At 52.5% G+C, this 20,338-nt stretch carries 17 protein-coding genes and 4 tRNA genes; 3 read left to right on the forward strand and 18 right to left on the reverse strand.

The window, feature by feature from the left end; genetic code table 11:
- Positions 1-14: 14 nt before the first annotated feature.
- Positions 15-263 carry a 30S ribosomal protein S16 gene (gene rpsP, locus A6A26_RS21950; RefSeq protein ID WP_007893313.1) on the reverse strand — a complete coding sequence of 83 codons (249 nt, stop codon included), beginning with the start codon at positions 261-263 and terminating at the stop codon, positions 15-17.
- A gap of 142 nt (positions 264-405) precedes the next feature.
- Complete coding sequence (ffh, locus tag A6A26_RS21955) at positions 406-1,767, reverse strand: signal recognition particle protein (RefSeq protein ID WP_063880712.1); 1,362 nt, start codon at positions 1,765-1,767, stop codon at positions 406-408.
- A gap of 166 nt (positions 1,768-1,933) precedes the next feature.
- On the opposite strand from ffh, the gene A6A26_RS21960 reads away from it, so the two are divergent.
- Both A6A26_RS21960 and A6A26_RS21965 read left to right on the forward strand, forming a co-directional pair.
- The gene (locus A6A26_RS21960; RefSeq protein ID WP_063880713.1) at positions 1,934-2,731 is read left to right on the forward strand and encodes a cytochrome C assembly family protein; all 798 of its coding nucleotides are present in this window, start codon (positions 1,934-1,936) and stop codon (positions 2,729-2,731) included.
- Between the two features lie 18 nt (positions 2,732-2,749).
- Positions 2,750-4,036, forward strand: coding sequence for an HlyC/CorC family transporter (locus A6A26_RS21965; protein WP_063880714.1), 1,287 nt, complete (start codon positions 2,750-2,752; stop codon positions 4,034-4,036).
- A 153-nt stretch (positions 4,037-4,189) separates the two neighbouring features.
- On the opposite strand, the gene luxS is transcribed toward A6A26_RS21965, so the two are convergent.
- From luxS to mltB, 16 genes are all read right to left on the reverse strand, one after another.
- Positions 4,190-4,705 carry an S-ribosylhomocysteine lyase gene (gene luxS / locus A6A26_RS21970; RefSeq protein WP_063880715.1) on the reverse strand — a complete coding sequence of 172 codons (516 nt, stop codon included), beginning with the start codon at positions 4,703-4,705 and terminating at the stop codon, positions 4,190-4,192.
- A 152-nt stretch (positions 4,706-4,857) separates the two neighbouring features.
- Positions 4,858-6,462, reverse strand: a complete 1,605-nt coding sequence (gene gshA / locus A6A26_RS21975; RefSeq protein WP_063880716.1) for a glutamate--cysteine ligase — start codon at positions 6,460-6,462, stop codon at positions 4,858-4,860.
- Positions 6,463-6,493: 31 nt separating this feature from the next.
- Positions 6,494-6,922 (reverse strand): YqaA family protein, encoded by a 429-nt coding sequence (locus tag A6A26_RS21980; RefSeq protein WP_063880717.1) that lies wholly within the window; start codon positions 6,920-6,922, stop codon positions 6,494-6,496.
- On the reverse strand, positions 6,919-7,485 hold the full coding sequence (gene yqaB / locus A6A26_RS21985) for a fructose-1-phosphate/6-phosphogluconate phosphatase (protein WP_063881236.1): 567 nt from the start codon (positions 7,483-7,485) through the stop codon (positions 6,919-6,921). Before yqaB ends, A6A26_RS21980 begins: the two co-directional genes overlap by 4 nt.
- Before the next feature lie 664 nt (positions 7,486-8,149).
- A tRNA-Arg gene (locus tag A6A26_RS21990) sits at positions 8,150-8,226 on the reverse strand.
- A gap of 189 nt (positions 8,227-8,415) precedes the next feature.
- Positions 8,416-8,492, reverse strand: a tRNA-Arg gene (locus A6A26_RS21995).
- Between the two features lie 265 nt (positions 8,493-8,757).
- Positions 8,758-8,834: transfer RNA gene (locus tag A6A26_RS22000), tRNA-Arg, on the reverse strand.
- Positions 8,835-8,842: 8 nt separating this feature from the next.
- Positions 8,843-8,935 (reverse strand) — tRNA-Ser (locus A6A26_RS22005).
- Between the two features lie 283 nt (positions 8,936-9,218).
- Positions 9,219-9,404 (reverse strand): carbon storage regulator CsrA, encoded by a 186-nt coding sequence (csrA, locus tag A6A26_RS22010; RefSeq protein ID WP_006120718.1) that lies wholly within the window; start codon positions 9,402-9,404, stop codon positions 9,219-9,221.
- A gap of 249 nt (positions 9,405-9,653) precedes the next feature.
- Positions 9,654-12,281 (reverse strand): alanine--tRNA ligase, encoded by a 2,628-nt coding sequence (gene alaS / locus A6A26_RS22015; RefSeq protein ID WP_063880718.1) that lies wholly within the window; start codon positions 12,279-12,281, stop codon positions 9,654-9,656.
- 128 nt (positions 12,282-12,409) lie between these two features.
- Positions 12,410-12,925, reverse strand: coding sequence for a regulatory protein RecX (locus A6A26_RS22020; protein WP_082875219.1), 516 nt, complete (start codon positions 12,923-12,925; stop codon positions 12,410-12,412).
- A gap of 114 nt (positions 12,926-13,039) precedes the next feature.
- The gene (gene recA / locus A6A26_RS22025) at positions 13,040-14,110 is read right to left on the reverse strand and encodes a recombinase RecA (RefSeq protein ID WP_063880719.1); all 1,071 of its coding nucleotides are present in this window, start codon (positions 14,108-14,110) and stop codon (positions 13,040-13,042) included.
- Between the two features lie 95 nt (positions 14,111-14,205).
- Positions 14,206-14,700, reverse strand: coding sequence for a nicotinamide-nucleotide amidase (pncC, locus tag A6A26_RS22030; protein WP_063880720.1), 495 nt, complete (start codon positions 14,698-14,700; stop codon positions 14,206-14,208).
- 102 nt (positions 14,701-14,802) lie between these two features.
- The gene (gene tam / locus A6A26_RS22035; protein WP_063880721.1) at positions 14,803-15,579 is read right to left on the reverse strand and encodes a trans-aconitate 2-methyltransferase; all 777 of its coding nucleotides are present in this window, start codon (positions 15,577-15,579) and stop codon (positions 14,803-14,805) included.
- Positions 15,580-15,770: 191 nt separating this feature from the next.
- Positions 15,771-16,106, reverse strand: coding sequence for a zinc ribbon domain-containing protein YjdM (locus tag A6A26_RS22040; protein ID WP_063881238.1), 336 nt, complete (start codon positions 16,104-16,106; stop codon positions 15,771-15,773).
- 75 nt (positions 16,107-16,181) lie between these two features.
- On the reverse strand, positions 16,182-17,264 hold the full coding sequence (gene mltB, locus A6A26_RS22045) for a lytic murein transglycosylase B (protein ID WP_063880722.1): 1,083 nt from the start codon (positions 17,262-17,264) through the stop codon (positions 16,182-16,184).
- A 342-nt stretch (positions 17,265-17,606) separates the two neighbouring features.
- Here mltB and mutS point away from each other — a divergent pair, with 342 nt between their 5' ends.
- On the forward strand, positions 17,607-20,168 hold the full coding sequence (gene mutS, locus A6A26_RS22050) for a DNA mismatch repair protein MutS (RefSeq protein WP_063880723.1): 2,562 nt from the start codon (positions 17,607-17,609) through the stop codon (positions 20,166-20,168).
- The last annotated feature ends 170 nt before the right edge of the window (positions 20,169-20,338 follow it).

Consider the following 20,338-nt stretch of genomic DNA (forward strand, 5'->3'; position numbering starts at 1 on the left):
ACCACCGTGACAGATTAAGCTGCTTTCTTTGCTTCTTTGATCAGCGCGTTAACGCGATCAGAAAGCGTTGCGCCCTGGCCAACCCAGTGCTCGATACGATCCAGATCCAGACGCAGACCTTCTGCCTGACCAGATGCGATCGGGTTGAAGAAACCTACGCGCTCGATGAAGCGACCGTTGCGTGCATTGCGGCTGTCAGTGACGACGACCTGATAGAACGGACGCTTTTTAGCGCCGTGACGTGCCAAACGAATTGTTACCATAACATCCTCTTCAGTTAATAAAACACCCGGCCCCCATCGAGGAACGGGGTCCGGGTGCTGTATAAAAAGCCCGAAAATTTTACTCATTTTGGCGCAAAAAGCAACCTAAACCGAGTAATCCCAGGCTTTTTTGTGGAACCCATTAGCGTCCTGGGAAACCTGGCGGCATCATACCTTTCATGCCGCGCATCATTTTCGCCATTCCGCCCTTCTTCATTTTCTTCATCATGCGTTGCATGTCGTCGAACTGCTTCAATAAGCGGTTAACGTCCTGCACCTGCATTCCTGAACCTGTGGCAATGCGGCGTTTGCGCGAGCCTTTAATAATTTCAGGTTTCTCACGTTCTTTACGCGTCATCGAATTGATGATGGCTTCCATGCGCACCAGCACTTTGTCATCCATTTGCGATTTTACGTTGTCTGGCAGTTGCCCCATGCCTGGCAGCTTGCCCATCAGGCTCGCCATGCCGCCCATGTTACGCATCTGCTTTAACTGCTCAAGGAAGTCATTGAGATCAAAACCGTCGCCGGTTTTCAGTTTCTTCGCCAGTTTTTCTGCTTGTGCGCGGTCAACTTTGCTTTCGATATCTTCGATAAGCGACAGCACGTCGCCCATGCCGAGAATGCGCGAGGCAATGCGGTCTGGATAGAACGCTTCCAACGCATCGGTCTTCTCGCCCATCCCCATAAATTTGATCGGCTTGCCGGTGATATGGCGAATCGACAGAGCAGCACCGCCGCGAGCGTCACCATCCACCTTTGTCAGAATAACCCCAGTCAGCGGCAGCGCTTCATTAAAGGCTTTAGCGGTATTCGCCGCATCCTGACCGGTCATGGCATCCACGACAAACAGCGTTTCAACCGGATTAATCGCGGCATGAACCTGTTTGATTTCGTCCATCATCGCTTCGTCTACGTGCAGACGACCCGCGGTATCCACCAGCAATACATCATAAAACTTGAGTTTGGCTTCACGCAGCGCGTTATTAACGATATCAACGGGCTTCTGGCTCACATCCGATGGGCAGAAATCCACACCGACCTGCTGCGCCAGCGTTTCGAGCTGTTTAATCGCCGCCGGGCGATACACGTCCGCAGACACGACCAGCACTTTTTTCTTGTGCTTTTCACGCAGGAATTTACCCAGCTTACCTACACTGGTGGTTTTACCCGCACCCTGCAGACCGGCCATCAGCACAACGGCCGGCGGCTGTGCGGCAAGATCCAGCGCGTTGTTTTCAGCACCCATCGCCGTAACCAGTTCGTTACGGACGATTTTGATAAATTCCTGGCCCGGCGTCAGGCTTTTGTTGACGTCGTGGCCTACCGCGCTCTCTTTGACGCGATTAATGAAGTCACGCACCACCGGCAGCGCAACGTCAGCTTCCAGCAGCGCCATGCGAACTTCGCGCAGCGTGTCTTTAATGTTGTCTTCAGTCAGCCTTCCGCGGCCGCTGATATTGCGCAGGGTTTGCGACAAACGATCGGTTAAATTGTCAAACATTGTCTCTCACTTAAAAAAATCGCGAGGCGCCATATCGGCAGAATGCGGCGGATTATAACACGAAGCAGTGGCGATCTCTTCAATTCCACCTCAGATCGTTTGGAGCCTGCTCCTGCTGGCGCTATACTGCCCTTTTCCTTTATCTGACTGATGCCTGAAAGGAACTATGTCCGTTTTCGCGATTGTGGCGCTGTTCGCCTACTCCCTGAGTCTTGCACTCATTATCCCCAGCCTGTTGAAGCGTCAAAGCGGCTGGCGCAGATTAGCTGTGCTGTCGGCCTGTGTGGCGTTAGTGACACATGCTGTCGCCCTGCAGCAACGTATTTTTGCTGTCGATGGCGGACAAAATCTCAGCCTGCTCAATATTGGCTCCCTTGTCAGCCTGCTGATCTGTTCGATCATGACCATTGTTGCCTCGCGAAATCGCGGCTGGCTGCTGCTGCCGATTGTCTATAGCTTTGCGTTAATCAATCTGGCCTTTGCCACCTTTGTGCCAAATGCGTTTATTACGCATCTTGAAACCACGCCTGGCATCATGATTCACATTGGCCTGTCGCTGTTTGCCTATGCGACACTGATTATTGCGGCGTTGTACGCGTTGCAGCTCGCGTGGATCGATTACCAGTTAAAAAACAAAAAGCTGGCTTTCACTCAGGATATGCCGCCGCTGCTTACCATTGAACGTAAGATGTTCCACATTACGCAGGTTGGCGTTGTATTGCTGACGTTGGTGTTGTGCACCGGCCTGTTCTACATGCACGACCTGTTCAGCGCCGAAAACGTGGATAAGGCCGTGTTGTCAATTATTGCCTGGTTTGTCTACATCGTTTTGCTGTGGGGCCACTATCATGAAGGCTGGCGCGGTCGTCGCGTAGTGTGGTTTAACTGCAGCGGCGCACTGCTGCTCACGATGGCTTACTTTGGCAGTCGCGTACTTCAGCACCTGCTTGTTCACAGTTCTTAATAAAAAGGAAGTTTTGCGGTGGAACATGTTTCGACCACGACCCTGATTGTCACACTCATCATTATGGTGCTGGTTTCAGCCTACTTTTCCGGTTCTGAAACCGGCATGATGACACTCAATCGTTATAAATTGCGCCATCAGGCTAAGCATGGCCATCGCGCAGCCCGCCGCGTCGAAAAATTGTTAAAGCGTCCGGATCGTCTTATCAGTCTGGTCCTGATCGGTAATAACCTGGTCAACATTCTGGCATCCGCCATTGGGACCATTGTGGGAATGCGTCTGTATGGCGATGCAGGCGTTGCCATCGCGACCGGTATCCTGACATTTGTCGTGCTGGTCTTTGCCGAAGTCCTGCCAAAAACGGTTGCCGCGCTTTATCCAGAAAAAGTCGCTTATCCCAGTAGTTTTCTGCTCGGTCCGCTGCAATACGTCATGCTGCCGCTGGTCTGGTTGCTGAATACCATTACCCGCCTGTTGATGCGCCTGGTGGGCATCCGGGCGGATGGTGCGATTAGTTCAGCCCTCAGCAAAGAAGAACTGCGTACCATTGTCTATGAGTCGCGTACGCACATGTCGCGCCGTAATCAGGATATGTTGCTGTCCGTACTCGACCTGGAGAAGGTCAGTGTGGACGACATCATGGTGCCGCGTAATGAAATTGTCGGTATTAACATCAATGATGACTGGAAGTCGGTGATTCGTCAGTTAAGCCATTCACCGCACGGCCGCATTGTCCTGTTCCGTGATTCGCTGGATGACTGTGTCGGAATGCTGCGCGTGCGCGAAGCCTGGCGCATGATGACCGAGAAAAAAGAGTTTACGAAAGAGATGCTGCTGCGTGCCGCTGACGAGATCTACTACATTCCCGAAGGCACGCCGCTCAACATCCAACTGGTGAAGTTTCAGCGTAACAAGAAAAAAACGGGCCTGGTGGTGGATGAATACGGCGACATTAAGGGCCTGATTTCGATAGAAGATATTCTGGAAGAGATCGTCGGCGATTTCACGACGTCGATGTCCCCTTCACTGGCTGAAGAAGTGATGCCGCAAAACGATGGCTCGGTGCTGATTGAAGGCAGCGCCAATATTCGTGAGATTAATAAAGTCTTTAACTGGCAACTGCCGGAGCAGGAAGCTCGCACCATTAACGGTATGTTGCTGGAAGCGCTGGAAGAGATCCCCACCGTTAACACGCGCGTCCGGGTGAATCACTATGATGTCGATATCCTGGATGTGCAGGATAATATGATTAAGCAGGTTCGCATTACCCCGCGGACACCGCTTAAGCAATCAGTAGGTTCCTGATGCCGACAAACCGCCTCTAAAGGCGGTTTTTCTTTTCGTCACAACCTGCGCCACTTCATGGCTGGCAACAGTACGTGACACCGTTGTTTTAGCTGCGCAATAAAAAACGCCGCTAACAGGCGGCGTTTTACTGTCAGAACAGCCGAAGCCAGACTAGATGTGCAGTTCTTTCAGTTTTTCGGCAGGCAGTTTCAGATCGTCGTTATGGTTCACGCCGATATCCTGCGCCAGCACGTTGCGGGCAATTTGTTGCGCTTCATCCAGTGAGTGCAGCTTATAGCTACCACACTGATATTCATTCAGCTCAGGGATCTGGTTCTGATCTTTCACCTTCAGAACGTCCTCCATCGCGCCTTTCCAGGCTTGTGCCACACGCTGCTCGTCTGGTGTGCCAATCAGGCTCATATAGAAACCTGTACGGCAACCCATAGGCGAAATATCGACAATCTCCACACCGTTACCGTTGAGATGGTTACGCATAAAGCCTGCAAACAGGTGCTCCAGCGTGTGAATACCGCGTTCCGTCAGGATGTCGATATTCGGGCGACAAAAGCGCAGGTCGAAAACAGTAATCGTATCGCCATGGGGAGTCTTCATGGTTTTTGCAACACGAACCGCAGGCGCGGCCATGATGGTGTGATCAACAGTAAAACTATCCAGTAATGGCATACGTCACCTCTTAGTCTGAAAAATTTTTTTAGGAACGATGAAACTTTTCCGATCGCCCAGCGTCTGAATATATGAAAGACGCGCATTTGTTATCATCCATCCCTGACAACAGAGATGTTAATTTGGCCACATTGATGTGGCCTTTTTCTTTTCTACCCTTCCCGGCCAGCCAGATAGGTTTCAAAATCTAACGTATCATTCGCTTCAAGCTGCTGCTGCGCGGCGACGGATTCCTGCGCCTGACGCGCGAAGTCTTCCGGCTTCAGCACTTCCAGTGGCTCGTTGATAAGCAACTGCCAGTACTGTTCTGCCAGGGCAATCCCCGTACCGGTCACGCCGTTTTCTTTCATCGCATGAAGAATACGCGCCGAATAGGTTAGCTCAGGATCGTCAAAGGATGCTACTAGTTCGTCGCAGACTTGCTGATATTCTGTAGTCCCCTGATTACTGTCCAATGCTTCTGCAACGCGGCGCAAATCGGCAAACAGGGTTTTCCCCATCTCGACCAGCGAGTACTCTGCTTCACCACAGCCAACGGCGATTTTAAGGTCTGGTTTACGCCCTTCAAGCACCACACGGTTCCAGTTCTGCCGACTGCACTGTAATTCATCAGCGCTCATTTCTGGCGCGTCTGCCAGCGTACACCAAATCAGGAACAGATCGAGGAACCGCACCTGGTTTTCATCCACACCGATGGGTGAAAAGGGATTGATGTCCATTGAACGCACTTCTATGTACTCAATGCCGCCACGAAGCAGGGCATCAGAAGGCGCTTCTCCGGACCGGGTAACGCGCTTTGGTCGAATCGGGGCGTAGAGTTCGTTTTCAATCTGCAGAACGTTGGTGTTCAGCTGTAACCAGTTCCCCGCTGCATCCTGGGTGCCCATCTTCACGAAGTCTTCCGAGGGCGTTTTAATCGCTTTTTTCAGGGCGCTGACATAGCCCTCAAGTGAGTTAAACGTAATACCCAATGAGCTTTGCGACTTATTGGTATAACCCAGGTCGCTCAGGCGCAACGAGGTTGCATAGGGCAGCCACAGCGTACCTTTCTTATCCGTATCAAACGGTAGCGCGCTTTTTTTGCCCTGCAGGAAGCTGGAGCAAATCGCAGGCGATGCACCAAACAGATAAGGAATGATCCAGCCAAAGCGATAATAGTTTCGGATCAGCCGCAGGTAGCCGGCAGAAATGGTGTCTTTCCCGCTCTCGTAATCTTTTACGTCCGCCCATGCCTGCCAGAATGACAGTGGCAGCGAGAAATTATAATGAATCCCGGAGATGGTTTGCATCAGCGCACCATAGCGGTTTTTCAGCCCCTGGCGATAAAGGGTTTTCATACGACCAATGTTGGATTTGCCATACTGCGCCAGCGTAATGTTATCCGCATCCTCAATCAGGCAAGGCATGCTGAAAGGCCACATGCGCTCTTCACCGAGCTCGCTGGCAACATGACGATGGACATCACGCAAAAATGCGAGCATATGGTCGATGCTGTGATCAACCGGGGTGATAAACTCCAGCAGCGTTTCAGCAAAGTCGGTGGTAATCCAGTCATGCTTAAGGGCCGAACCCAGCGACTCAGGATGAGCCGTCGTCGCAAGATGACCATCTGGCTGCACACGCAGCGTTTCACGCTCAATGCCACGACCAATGCCTTTCAGTGCATCAGGATGCGCTTCCAGCCAGGACAACGCTTTTGATACGTCGGGGATCACATTAACCTCCCGCTGTGTGAATAATTTATTTTTGTTCAGCATAGTGTTAACCCTAGCCCCGAATCTGTACGAATCAATGCCACCATTCCATGCCCTGTAATGTGGCGGTCGCAATAACGATGTAACGCAGCGTTTTACCGATAGCCAGAAACAGCACCGAAGGTAACCAGGCAAAGCGTAACCAGCCTGCGAGGACGCAGAGCAGATCGCCTATAACCGGTAGCCAACTCAACAACAGCGCTGCCGGCCCCAGCCGTTGCAACCACGTCATTGCTGTCTCATGCCATCGCCCCTGACGTTTTAACGGCAATAAGCGACCCAAAATTATGTTGGTCAAGCCACCCAGGGTATTCCCTAACGATGCGACTAAAATCAACCCGTAAACTGATGCGCTTTTCGCGATCAGTAATGCAACCAACAGCGCCTCAGAGCTACCTGGAAGGAGCGTTGCACTGAGAAAGCTGCTGCTAAATAAAGATACATAAGCCAGCGTTTCGCTCACAGCTGGCGAACATCAACCACGGCCATACCTGCGGCCTTTGCTGCCTGCACGCCAAAATCAGCGTCTTCGAATACCACACAACGTGTCGGTTCAACGCCCAGTAACGCCGCACAGCGCAAGAACGTTTCAGGCTCAGGCTTATGATGTTCGACGTCATCCGCCCCCACCACCGCCGAGAAAAGCGCCCTGACGCCCAGATGATTAAGAAGTGCATCTGCCATGGCGCGCTGGCTACCGGTTCCGACAGCCATGGGTCGACGGCCATGATAAGCCTTAACGATGTCCATTAGCGGAAGCGGCTGGACGTTATCCAGCAGCATCGCTTTGACCGCTGCCGTTTTTTCCGCGGCGAGCGCATAAGGATCGTGATCTGACTGATTGGTTTCGACAATTAACTGCGCCAGCCGCCATGACGGCGCACCATTGAAATCCATCATGCGCGCTTCATCGAACGCCAGTTCATAACGTGCCAGCACCTGACGCCACGCTTTTCGATGTGTCGGTTCAGTATCAAGAATAGTACCGTCCATATCGAAAATCAGGGCGTCGTATTGATCGTAGATTGTCACAGAGGACCTCCAACAAATGAGCCACTACTTTAGCTGAATGTGCGTAGGTTGTCGCCAGGCGGGATGAACAGCAAATGCTTTGAAAGCATTAGCAATTTTAGTTTTCGGATAAAGGTGAGCGGGTTGGAAAGCCTGTAAGGTCGCGAATTCCCAGTGATTTTGTGAGGTAAGCTGAAGATCAGCGTTGCGCTAAGAAACGCATAAGAAATTAACGGAAGAGCGTAGAAAACTTAACACAGCGCTAAATGTTGACCTGCCTGAAAACGGCTATCGCACGGATGAATTTGAACCGGGACAGTTCAGACGGTGTAAAACGGGCCTGTGAAGAGAAAAAGGAAGACTGGCGAAGATATGTCTGTCATGCCGCTAACGGGCGCTGAGGAGCTAAAGAGATAACGATCTGTTTGTCCTGCATGATACGAAAGGGGGGAAGGTTGTTTGTTATCTGGCTGGCTGTACGCACATCCGGTCAGGACAGAGAGAGAAGGAGAAGGAGAAGGGTTTCGCTTTAGAAGTGCAGAAGATGGTGCATCCGGGAGGATGACTCGGCTGTAGCCTCGCCCTGCGGGCCGTCGCTGAAGCAACGTTATCCTCCCTGGTATTTGCTGTAAATACGTCAGGACAGGACAGAAGGATTTCGCTTTAGAAGTCTAGAATATGGTGCATCCGGGAGGATTCGAACCTCCGACCGCTCGGTTCGTAGCCGAGTACTCTATCCAGCTGAGCTACGGATGCATTGAAAATCTTTTATGGACTGACAGAAATCAACCTGGGGGTAATACGAAGAATGGTGCATCCGGGAGGATTACCAGGCTTGCGCCTTGCCCTGTGGGCAGTTGCTGAAGCAACGTTATCCTCACTGGTTCTGACTGACAAATCGATGATGTCTTACAGACCAGGAACACACGTCCATACTCTAAAGTATGGTGCATCCGGGAGGATTCGAACCTCCGACCGCTCGGTTCGTAGCCGAGTACTCTATCCAGCTGAGCTACGGATGCATTATGAAATTCTTGTACAACGCAGGGTGCTAACGACTCACCATGAAGGAATTGCTAGTTCACTTTACAACTCTGTTCCGACGATGTTGTCTGCTGGCGCGTCGCCTGACATCAACATATCCAACAATATGGTGCATCCGGGAGGATTATTCGGCTGACGCCTCACCCTATGGGCCGTTGCTAAAGCAACGTTATCTTCCCTTGTTCTGACTGGCATATCGACGATGCCTTACAGAACACTCATACACGTCCATATCGAAAAACATGGTGCATCCGGGAGGATTCGAACCTCCGACCGCTCGGTTCGTAGCCGAGTACTCTATCCAGCTGAGCTACGGATGCATCGGAAATGGCGGTGAGGGAGGGATTCGAACCCTCGATACAGCTTTTGACCGTATACTCCCTTAGCAGGGGAGCGCCTTCAGCCTCTCGGCCACCTCACCTTACGCGTTCTTCCGAACTGTGCTTCTGAACTTTGTTTCTGCTCATCGGCACTGCGTGGCGCACATATTACTTTCCCGCACTTATAAGTCAAACAATTTTTCGGAAGGTTTTTTCCGTTTGCACAAATGACAGGCAATTGGGACAAAATGACGGCAAAAAGAGTGAATAATCAACAATGAAAGATGATGAAGTTAACAAAAATGGGAGATGAGGAGTAAAAAGAAAACGAAGAGGCAGAGAAACAAGGGTAGCGTCTCGCACAGGTGCGAGACGCTGAATCTGTCAAACGTTGGTTTGTTGCGTTTTTTCGGCCTGGATGCGCTGATAGATCTCTTCGCGATGCACAGACACTTCTTTTGGTGCGTTAACACCAATGCGGACCTGGTTACCTTTGACACCCAGTACCGTTACAGTCACCTCATCGCCAATCATGAGGGTTTCACCAACTCGACGAGTTAGAATAAGCATTCTTTGCTCCTTGAAAGATTAAAAGAGTCGGGCTTATGAAGCTTCCCGGCGTTATCCATCACTTAACGCTGCACACAGGCTATGAGAAATACACCATTGCACATCAACGCGCCAATACATTCTGCTGATAAATAGTTTAGCCGAAATACGCTACATCAACCCGACTTTGTCACTAGCAAATTTAACATCGTATTAAAAAGCGCCGGAACATCAGTTCTGGCGCTTGCTACGATGAATTATTTTATTTCATTACAGACGGCTCGAAACCCATCCTTCAACGCCTGCCAGCGCACCTTTCAGTGCAGTAGCATCACTGCCACCTGCCTGCGCCATGTCCGGTCGGCCACCGCCCTTACCTCCTACTTTAGGTGCAAGTTCGGCAATCAGCTCCCCGGCTTTTACGCGGTCGGTTAAATCTTTCGTTACGCCAGCAATCAGTGACACTTTGCCATCCGCTACCGTAGCCAACACAATAATCGCTGAGCCCAGTTGGTTTTTAAGATCATCCACCATGGTTCTCAACATTTTCGGATCGGTATTGCTCAACTCAGTCACCAGCAGCTTAACGCCTTTGACGTCAACCGCATGATTACCCAGTTGTGCACTTTCCTGCGCTGCCTGCTGATCGCGTAACTGCTGTAACTCTTTCTCCAGCGAACGCAGATGATCAACCAGACCGCGCACTTTTTCATTCAGGTTACTGCTGTTGGCTTTCACCAGGTGGGCAATGTCCTGCAGTTGGCTACTCTGAGCGTACACCTGCGCCAGCGCCGCTTCACCTGTTATCGCCTCTATACGGCGAATCCCTGCGGCAGTCCCGGACTCGGCCTGAATGCGGAACAGGCCGATATCACCCGTACGCGCAGCGTGCGTACCGCCACACAGCTCAACCGAGAAATCCCCCATGGTCAGAACGCGTACGCGCTGATCGTATTTTTCACCGAACAGGGCCATCGCGCCCTTGGCTTTTGCCGCCTCAAGATCCATCACATTGGTTTCAACGGGCAAATTGCGACGGATCTGGGCGTTAACAATGTCTTCGACCTGACGAATCTCCTGAGGTTTCATGGCCTCAAAGTGTGAGAAGTCAAAACGCAGGTATTTATCGTTTACCAGGGAGCCTTTCTGGGCGACATGTTCACCCAGAACCTGACGCAGTGCTGCATGCAGCAGGTGAGTGGCGGAGTGGTTCAGACGAATACGCGCACGACGCGCCTCATCAACCACAGCCTCAAGACGGTCACCAATGCGTAATTGTCCGCTGCTCAGTTTGCCAATATGACCAATAGCCTGACCATATTTTTGCGTGTCCTGTACGCTAAACAGCGCGTTGCTGCCTTTCAGCTCACCCGTATCGCCGACCTGGCCGCCAGATTCGCCGTAAAAAGGGGTTTCATCCAGTACAACCACTGCATCCTGACCGGCAGTCACGGCGTCAACGGCTTCACCCGCGACGAACAGTGCCTTAACGGTCGCCGACAGGTCGAGTTGGTCATAGCCTTTAAACGATGAGGCGGCATCGATACGAATGACATTGCTGTAATCGGCGCCAAAGCCACTGGCTTCACGTGCGCGCTGACGCTGCTGTTCCATCGCCTGTTCAAAACCGGCTTCATCGATTTTGAGATTGCGCTCACGGCAGACATCGGCCGTCAAATCAGCAGGGAAACCAAAGGTATCGTACAAGCGGAAGACGGTTTCACCATCCAGCGTATCACCCTGCAGTTTCGCCAGTTCGTCGTCCAGAAGCGCCAGACCACGCTCAAGCGTTTTAGCAAACTGCTCTTCTTCACTTTTCAGAACGTTCTCAACCTGAGCCTGTTGCCGCTGTAGCTCTTCCCCTGCTGCTCCCATCACCTCAACCAGTGGCGCAACCAGCTTGTAGAAGAACGCGTCTTTAGCCCCCAGCATATTGCCGTGACGCACCGCGCGACGAATGATACGACGCAGGACATAGCCACGGTTTTCATTCGAAGGGATCACGCCATCAGCGATAAGGAATGCACAGGAACGAATATGGTCGGCAATCACGCGCAGCGATTTGTTGTTCAGGTCGGTTGCACCGGTAACCTGTGCGACCGCTTCAATCAACTTCTGGAACAGGTCGATCTCATAGTTCGAATTAACATGTTGCAGCACCGCCGTGATGCGTTCCAGCCCCATCCCGGTATCAACCGATGGCTTAGGTAATGGCAGCATGGTGCCGTCAGCCTGACGGTTAAACTGCATGAAGACGATATTCCAGATCTCAATGTAGCGATCGCCATCCTCTTCAGGGCTGCCTGGCGGTCCACCCCAGATATGATCGCCGTGATCGTAGAAAATTTCGCTGCAGGGACCGCAAGGGCCGGTATCGCCCATCTGCCAGAAGTTATCCGACGCGTAGGCGCTGCCCTTATTATCACCGATACGGATAATACGCTCACGGGGAACGCCAATCTCGTTGGCCCAGATATCGTAAGCTTCGTCATCGGTTTCATACACGGTGACCCACAAACGCTCTTTAGGCAGCTTAAACCACTGCTCGCCGGTCAGGAGTTCCCAGGCAAATGCGATAGCTTCCTTTTTGAAGTAGTCGCCAAAGCTGAAGTTGCCCAGCATTTCAAAGAAAGTGTGATGGCGCGCTGTGTAGCCGACGTTTTCAAGGTCATTGTGTTTCCCGCCAGCACGTACGCAACGTTGTGACGTCGTTGCTCGTGTGTAGTCGCGCTTGTCCTGACCGAGAAACACGTCTTTAAACTGGTTCATGCCGGCGTTAGTAAACAGCAACGTCGGATCGTTGTTAGGCACCAGGGAGCTGCTTGCTACAACCTGATGTCCCTTACTATTGAAAAAGTCGAGAAACGCTTGACGGATCTCAGCAGTGCTCTTGCTCATATATATCCTGGAATCACGCTAACGAAAGGTCCTTCTTTATCAGGCGTGCCGCATCGTTACGGCAGCAAGCTTGAGGAACCAAAAGGGGTAAGATAAATATTCTTCGGGGGGAAGTAAAATCACATCGGCTATTCGTCGTCAAAATTTCTGAAAACCTGCTGAATATCTTCACTCAGGAAGCCTTTAGCATGCAGGAAGCGCTGTACTTTCGCTTTTTCTTTCCATTCAGTCGGCAAAGGATGGCCAAACTTCTTTTCTGCAAGTTCAGCCGCACAGGCCGACCAGTCAATCTCGGTCTCTTCCATGGCAAGATCGATCGCCTCGCGGCCGATGCCCTTTTGCGCCAGCTCAAGCCTGATGCGTTGCGAGCCAAATCCCTTACGGCTTCGGCTCTGGATAAACCGCGCGGTAAAGCGCTCATCATTTAACCAGCCGTTTTCACTGCACCAGTTCAGCACCTTTTCCAACAGCTCGGGCGTAATGATTTCGGGATCTTTTTGTTTTATCCACGCACTACGCTGCGCAGACAGCTGGAGTTTCTGTTTAAGTTCTTCGCGGCTGTGGTCACGTTGGCCCAGCAGGCGCATCGCGCGATCCAACAGGCGTGAAAATGAGATGACTTGTGGCTGAGGTTGTTCAGACATACTGCGCACCTTTTACAAACGGAGTGAGAGTATGGCGGGAGATGGGGACAGAGGAAAGGCAAGTGAGGCTTTAATGTCAAACAGGAGCGGATTTTTCCGCTCCTGTCTCAGGCTTTAATAGTCTTCGTTGGCTTCGCTTGCCGCGTTCTCAACTTCATTGGCTGAAGCGCCGGCTGCGATATTTTGATCGCCACCGTTAAGCAGCATCTCGCGCAGTTTCACATCCAGCTCGTCGGCTATCGCCGCGTTTTCTTTCAGGAAATTGCCTGCGTTTGCCTTGCCCTGACCAATCTTATCGCCTTTGTAGCTGTACCATGCACCGGCTTTTTCAATCAGCTTGTGCTTCACGCCAAGATCCACCAGTTCACCGAAGGTGTTGATACCTTCACCGTACATAATCTGGAACTCGGCTTGCTTAAATGGCGCAGCAATTTTGTTCTTAACGACCTTAACGCGTGTTTCGCTACCCACAACGTTATCCCCCTCTTTAATCGCCCCAATGCGGCGAATATCAAGGCGAACAGAGGCGTAGAATTTCAGCGCGTTACCACCAGTAGTGGTTTCAGGGTTACCAAACATCACACCGATTTTCATACGAATCTGGTTGATGAAGATCAGCAGCGTATTTGACTGTTTCAGGTTACCTGCCAGCTTACGCATTGCCTGGCTCATCATACGTGCCGCCAGGCCCATATGTGAGTCACCGATTTCACCTTCGATTTCGGCTTTTGGCGTCAGCGCTGCTACGGAGTCAACGATAATCACGTCAACGGCGCCAGAGCGGGCCAGCGCATCACAAATTTCGAGCGCCTGCTCGCCGGTATCCGGCTGCGAACACAACAGGTTGTCGATATCAACGCCCAGCTTCTTGGCATAAATCGGATCCAGTGCGTGCTCGGCATCGATAAAGGCACAGGTTTTGCCTTTACGTTGCGCAGCGGCAATAACCTGAAGCGTCAACGTGGTTTTACCTGAAGCCTCAGGCCCGTAGATCTCAACGATACGGCCCATGGGCAAGCCACCCGCACCTAACGCAATATCCAGTGACAGTGAACCCGTCGAGATCGTTTCCACATCCATTGAGCGGTCTTCACCCAAGCGCATGATGGAGCCTTTACCAAATTGCTTCTCAATCTGGCCGAGCGCGGCAGCTAAAGCCTTCTGTTTGTTTTCATCAATTGCCATTTCTACTCCTAATCATGCCGGGTAAACACGCACGCATGGTGCCTGTGCACTTTCTGTTGCGAGTAATTATACTGTATAGTCATACAGTATCAAGTTTAATTTTTCAGAAATTGACTGGATAACGTTTGTAGCGCCCAGCCAACAGACTGACGGCGCACGGCATCACGATCGCCGTCAAACTGCTGACGAAAAGCCATGACAACACCACCCTGTGCCGCAAAGCCAAACCAGACCGTCCCTACAGGTTTATCTTCACTGCCGCCATCCGGACCGGCAATGCCGCTGACGGAAATGGCGTAATCAGCACGTGCCCGCTGCTGGGCTCCCTGCGCCATTTCACGCACCACCGCCTCGCTGACGGCACCGTATTCCGTGAGCGACGCGGCACTGACGCCAACCAGCTCCTGCTTGGCATCATTACTGTAAGTGACAAAGCCCCGCTCAAACCAGGCCGAGCTCCCGCTCACGTCAGTAAACACTTTCGCTATCCAGCCGCCGGTGCAAGATTCTGCACAGGTGACCGTGGCGTTACGCTGCTTAAGCGCTTCACCTATCTGCGCACTCAGCGCCTGCAACTGCTGGTCATTCATTTTTTTGCTCCCTGTCGCCGTTGACTGAACATGGTGCAATCCTCGCTCTTTTTCAAGCGCTCAGGGCCAGCCAGTGAAGAAATTGCGGTTTACTGTCCAGTTTTAGCCTGTACGCGTCGCCACCATAAACAGTCGTGGGAAAGCCAGCAGCACCCTGCCGTCCTGGCGCGCTGGATAGGCGGTAATCAGGCACTGGTGATAGGCCGCCAGAAACTGCTCCTGTTCAGACACGTCAAGAGGCGCAAGAAACGGACGCAACCCGGTGGCCTTCAGCCAGTGGATAATTGCCTGCGCATCGTCCATAACGTGGTAATAGGTGGTTCGCCAGATATCCACGGCACATCCCGCCTTCGCCAGCACATCATAATAGTGCTCTGTTGAGGGTAATCTTTTGCGTTCTGCAGCCTGTGCGCTGATCTTCTCGCGCCAGGGCCCGGCTGTCGCCACCTCACGCATTAACTGATGTGAAGGTTCATCCAGATTATCCGGCATCTGAATCGCTAACGCGCCCGACGGTGCCAGTTGGTTAACTAACTGCGGTAACAGTGCGGGATGATCGCCAAGCCACTGCAGAGAAGCATTGGCATAAATCACCTGCTGCGGGATATCGGTTTTCCAACTGCCTATGTCCGCCTGAATAAACTGGCACTGGGGCAAGCGCTCACGCGCCTGCGCTAACATGGCGGTTGAACTATCAAGGCCGATAACCTGCGCCTGCGGCCAGGCATCGTAAAGCAGTTCGGTGCTGTTTCCGGGGCCACAGCCCAGATCGGTGACAAACCGGACATCTTCAACCTTAATTCTCGCCAGTAATTCATGGGCGGGCCGTGTCCTTTCCGCCTCAAATTTACGATACAACGCCGGATCCCAGTCTTGCATAGTGCGTCTCCTCTTGATGGCTACCGATTCACAGAAGATGAGACGCGTAAATACCGATAAAGTGCCCAGCCGGACAGCAAAATGCGTGGAAAAACACGGCAGGCCGAAAGAAGAGAGTCAGCGGTTTAAAAGCAGATGAGCCCGAACAGACTGGCGGGAATAAGATCGGGCGCAGCCTGCGCCCGGCAGAATCAGTTCTTTTTCACAAACTCAGATTTGAGCTTCATCGGGCCAAATCCATCAATCTTGCAATCAATGTTGTGATCGCCTTCGACCAGGCGGATGCTCTTGACGCGGGTACCAATCTTGAGCACAGAAGAGCTGCCTTTGACCTTCAGATCCTTAACCACCGTCACGCTATCGCCATCGGCAAGTAAATTGCCGTTGGCATCACGAACGACCCTATCCTGGCCGCTGTCGTCACCGTCAGCCTGCGTCCAGATATGACCGCACGACGGGCAGTTAAGATTTTCAGCATCTTGCCAGGTGTAATCAGCATGGCAAACGGGGCAAGCAGGTAACGACATAACGGCTCCAGAAAATAAAGGCGGCACGACATAAAGGGCCGCCATCATATATCCTTACAGTTGCTAAGGGTAGAATTAAAACAGCGATCCCTGGCGCGCCTTGCTGACCGCCTCACCCAGTTGCCACACCGTCATCGCGTAATGTGTGCTGTTGTTGTAACGCGTGATGGCGTAGAAGTTAGGCAGACCGTACCAGTACTGGTAGCTGGTGCCTAAATCCAGTCTGAGCAGACTGACCTCGTCATGCCCATCCAGCGATCCCTGTGGAGAAAGTCCTGATGCAGCCAGCATGCTGACGCTGTAACGGGTTTTAAAACCGTTATCAAGCATGGGCGCCTGTCCACTGGCCGGGACGGCAACATTTTCACCTGGACGCCAGCCGTTCTGCTGGAAATAGTGCGCGACACTGCCTATCGCATCGACGGGATCCCACAAGTTGATATGGCCATCACCGTTAAAATCCACCGCATAGGATTTATAGGACGACGGCATAAACTGACCGTAGCCCATCGCGCCCGCAAAGGAGCCTTTGAGATCGAGCGGATCGTCTTTCTCATCACGCGCCATCAGCAGGAAGGTTTCCAGCTCGCCGCTGAAGTAAGCAGAACGGCGTGGATAATCAAATGAGAGCGTTGCCAGCGCATCCAGAATACGGGTTTTCCCCATGATACGGCCCCAGCGCGTTTCGACGCCGATAATGCCGACAATAATCTCGGGTGGAACACCGTAAACCTGCTGAGCGCGCTGTAGCGCATCCTGATATTGGTTCCAAAAGGCCACGCCATTTTGCACGTTATCCGGCGTAATAAATTTATTGCGATAACGTATCCAGGCACCGTTAGGCCCACTTGGCGGTGTATACGAAGGCGCCTGACGATCCATCAAGCGCAAGACATAGTCCAGTCGCTTTGCCTGGCCAATAATGGCATGCAGTTGCTGGCGATTGAAGCCATGCTTCGCCACCATTTTATCAATGAACTGTTCTGCGACAGGATTACTGGCGAAATCGCCAAACATCGGTTGGACGGCATGGGACGGCTCCAGCAAAAAACCGCCTTTAGGCGCAACAAGCTCAGCGGGCGGCTGCGAAGAGTGTGGCTTACTGCTACAGGCGGCAAGCAGGACAAAAAGCGGAAGGAAAGCAAGCTTAAAACGCATCAGATATCCATATAACAGGCCAGACCAGGGATTCTAATGTTAATCGTTCAGGACGAATACATACAAACGAGATCGTAAAAAAAACGCATTTTTAACGATCTGTCCGGCTGTTTTTGTGAAAGGCCTCGATGACGTTAACTCTGGTCAAAAAAAACATTCAGTCGGCGGCCGGGCTTTGCTAAGTTCAATACCCGCTGCGGTAACCCGGATGATGCAGACGCCGTAAAATGGTAATATTTCTGCATGGTCTGTACAGCACGATAGCAGCTGTATATCTCCCTCGTTAAACCCCAGCGTCAACCGTGACGGGAAAAGGAAGCGTCAACCTTGAGTAAGAATGAGATGAACAAAGCAGCGCACATGGACTTGAGTACCCACACCCCAATGATGCAGCAATACTTACGCCTCAAGGCTGAGCACCCTGACATTCTGCTGTTTTATCGCATGGGTGATTTCTATGAACTATTTTATGACGATGCCAAACGCGCCTCTCAGCTGTTAGACATTTCCTTGACCAAACGCGGTGCCTCGGCGGGTGAACCGATCCCCATGGCCGGTGTGCCGCATCACGCCGTTGAAAACTATTTGGCCCGACTGGTGCAGTTAGGTGAATCGGTCGCCATTTGTGAGCAAATCGGCGACCCTGCGCTGAGTAAAGGTCCGGTTGAGCGCAAAGTCGTGCGTATTGTTACCCCCGGCACCATCAGTGATGAAGCCCTGTTGCAGGAACGGCAAGACAACCTGCTGGCCGCAATTGTCCAGGGTGCGCGCGGCTATGGTTATGCCACGCTGGATATCAGTTCAGGGCGCTTTCGCCTGAGTGAACCCGCCGATCTGGAAACCATGGCAGCGGAACTGCAGCGGACTAATCCTGCCGAGCTGCTTTATCCGGAAGACTTTTCTGAGATGTCGCTTATCGATCAGCGTCGTGGTTTACGTCGCCGTCCACTGTGGGAATTTGAAATCGATACAGCGCGCCAGCAGCTCAACATGCAATTTGGCACGCGGGATTTAAACGGTTTTGGCGTTGAGCAGGCCCATTTGGGGCTGCGCGCGGCGGGTTGCCTGCTGCAGTACGTTAAAGATACCCAGCGCACCAGCCTGCCCCATATTCGCTCCCTCAGCATGGAGCGTCAGCAGGACAGCATCATTATGGATGCAGCCACGCGCCGTAATCTTGAAATTACGCAAAACCTTGCGGGCGGTACAGAAAACACCCTGGCTGCCGTGCTGGATAAAACCGTCACGCCGATGGGCAGCCGGATGTTAAAGCGCTGGCTGCATATGCCCTTACGTGACAGCAGCACCATCGCGAAGCGGCAGGAATCGATTGCTGAACTGCAGCCTCTGAGCGAATCTCTACAACCTGTATTACGTCAGGTAGGTGACTTAGAGCGTATCCTGGCACGCCTGGCGCTGCGTACCGCACGTCCGCGCGATCTGGCGCGCATGCGTCATGCTTTTCAACAGCTACCGGCGCTGAATGACCTGCTGGCCAACGTCGACGCGGCGCAGCTGAAAAACCTGCGCGCGCAGATGGGCGACTTTAGCGAACTCCGCACCCTGCTGGAGCAGTCCGTGGTCGAATCCCCGCCGGTTCTGATAAGAGACGGTGGCGTGATTGCGCCGGGTTATAACGCCGAGCTTGATGAGTGGCGGGCGCTGGCCGATGGCGCGACGGATTACCTGGATCGGCTGGAGGTGCGCGAGCGTGAAAAACTCGGTCTGGACAGTTTAAAAGTGGGCTTTAATGGCGTGCATGGCTATTACATTCAAGTCAGTCGTGGTCAAAGCCATCAGGTACCTATCCACTATGTGCGCCGTCAGACCTTAAAAAACGCCGAACGCTACATCATTCCTGAGCTGAAAGAGTACGAAGATAAAGTCCTCACCTCAAAAGGCAAAGCGCTGGCGCTGGAGAAAAGCCTGTATGAAGGCCTGTTTGATCAGTTGCTGCCGCACCTTGAAGCACTGCAGTTAAGTGCCGCTGCGCTGGCGGAACTGGATGTCTTAAGTAATCTGGCCGAACGCGCCTGGACGCTTAACTACTGTCGCCCAACGCTGCAGGATAAACCCGGCATTAAAATCACCGCTGGTCGTCATCCGGTGGTAGAGCAGGTGCTTAAAGAGCCCTTTATTGCCAACCCGCTCTCCCTGGCCCCCCAGCGCCGAATGCTGATCATTACTGGCCCGAACATGGGCGGTAAAAGTACTTATATGCGTCAGGCGGCATTGATTGCCCTGATGGCGTGGATCGGCAGCTTTGTACCGGCTGAAGACGTTGTCATCGGCCCGCTGGATCGCATCTTTACCCGCGTTGGCGCAGCAGATGACCTGGCATCCGGACGATCGACCTTTATGGTGGAAATGACAGAAACGGCCAATATCCTGCACAACGCGACTGAAAACAGCCTGGTACTGATGGATGAAATCGGCCGCGGCACTTCGACATACGATGGGTTATCTCTGGCCTGGGCTTGTGCAGAGAGTCTGGCTAATCGCATTAAAGCCATGACGTTGTTTGCAACCCATTACTTTGAGCTAACCACCTTGCCTGAAAAGCTTGAAGGCGTCGTGAATGTCCATCTGGATGCGGTTGAACACGGGGAAACTATCGCATTCATGCACAGCGTGCAGGATGGCGCGGCCAGCAAAAGCTACGGATTGGCGGTTGCAGCGCTGGCCGGTGTACCTAAAGACGTCATCAAACGTGCACGTAATAAGCTGAAAGAGCTGGAAACGGTATCGAATCAGTCAGCCACCTCAAATATCGACGGTTCGCAACTGCCTCTGCTGGTGGAAGAAACCTCCCCCGCCATGGAAGCGCTTGAAGCCCTGGACCCGGATACACTGACGCCACGTCAGGCTCTGGACTGGATTTATCGCCTTAAGTCGCTGGTCTGATCCCCTCCGCCCTTTCACCGGGGCGGATAAAACGCCCCCGCAGTGAATGATGTTTTTGCCAGCATGTGGCCTGCATGCTGGTTCATGGTTTAGCCTGTTGTTACCGGCGAAAGCGGTGTCATAATGCTGTCGTGTCCCTGTCGTGCGGCGGTCGTGTTCCTGACCGCACG

The sequence above is a fragment of the Pantoea sp. OXWO6B1 genome (genome assembly GCF_001641135.1).
Classification (GTDB): domain Bacteria; phylum Pseudomonadota; class Gammaproteobacteria; order Enterobacterales; family Enterobacteriaceae; genus Pantoea; species Pantoea allii.

Excerpts from the sequence above, each read along its gene's own strand:
- csrA (WP_006120718.1), bottom strand. The coding sequence starts at position 9,404 with ATGCTTATTCTAACTCGTCGAGTTGGTGAAACCCTCATGATTGGCGAT.
- mltB (WP_063880722.1), bottom strand. The coding sequence starts at position 17,264 with ATGCGTTTTAAGCTTGCTTTCCTTCCGCTTTTTGTCCTGCTTGCCGCC.
- recA (WP_063880719.1), bottom strand. The coding sequence starts at position 14,110 with ATGGCAATTGATGAAAACAAACAGAAGGCTTTAGCTGCCGCGCTCGGC.
- rpsP (WP_007893313.1), bottom strand. The coding sequence starts at position 263 with ATGGTAACAATTCGTTTGGCACGTCACGGCGCTAAAAAGCGTCCGTTC.
- ffh (WP_063880712.1), bottom strand. The coding sequence starts at position 1,767 with ATGTTTGACAATTTAACCGATCGTTTGTCGCAAACCCTGCGCAATATC.
- A6A26_RS22020 (WP_082875219.1), bottom strand. The coding sequence starts at position 12,925 with ATGTCTGAACAACCTCAGCCACAAGTCATCTCATTTTCACGCCTGTTG.
- luxS (WP_063880715.1), bottom strand. The coding sequence starts at position 4,705 with ATGCCATTACTGGATAGTTTTACTGTTGATCACACCATCATGGCCGCG.
- mutS (WP_063880723.1), top strand. The coding sequence starts at position 17,607 with ATGAACAAAGCAGCGCACATGGACTTGAGTACCCACACCCCAATGATG.
- tam (WP_063880721.1), bottom strand. The coding sequence starts at position 15,579 with ATGCAAGACTGGGATCCGGCGTTGTATCGTAAATTTGAGGCGGAAAGG.
- A6A26_RS22040 (WP_063881238.1), bottom strand. The coding sequence starts at position 16,106 with ATGTCGTTACCTGCTTGCCCCGTTTGCCATGCTGATTACACCTGGCAA.
- pncC (WP_063880720.1), bottom strand. The coding sequence starts at position 14,700 with ATGAATGACCAGCAGTTGCAGGCGCTGAGTGCGCAGATAGGTGAAGCG.
- gshA (WP_063880716.1), bottom strand. The coding sequence starts at position 6,462 with ATGCTGAACAAAAATAAATTATTCACACAGCGGGAGGTTAATGTGATC.
- alaS (WP_063880718.1), bottom strand. The coding sequence starts at position 12,281 with ATGAGCAAGAGCACTGCTGAGATCCGTCAAGCGTTTCTCGACTTTTTC.
- A6A26_RS21960 (WP_063880713.1), top strand. The coding sequence starts at position 1,934 with ATGTCCGTTTTCGCGATTGTGGCGCTGTTCGCCTACTCCCTGAGTCTT.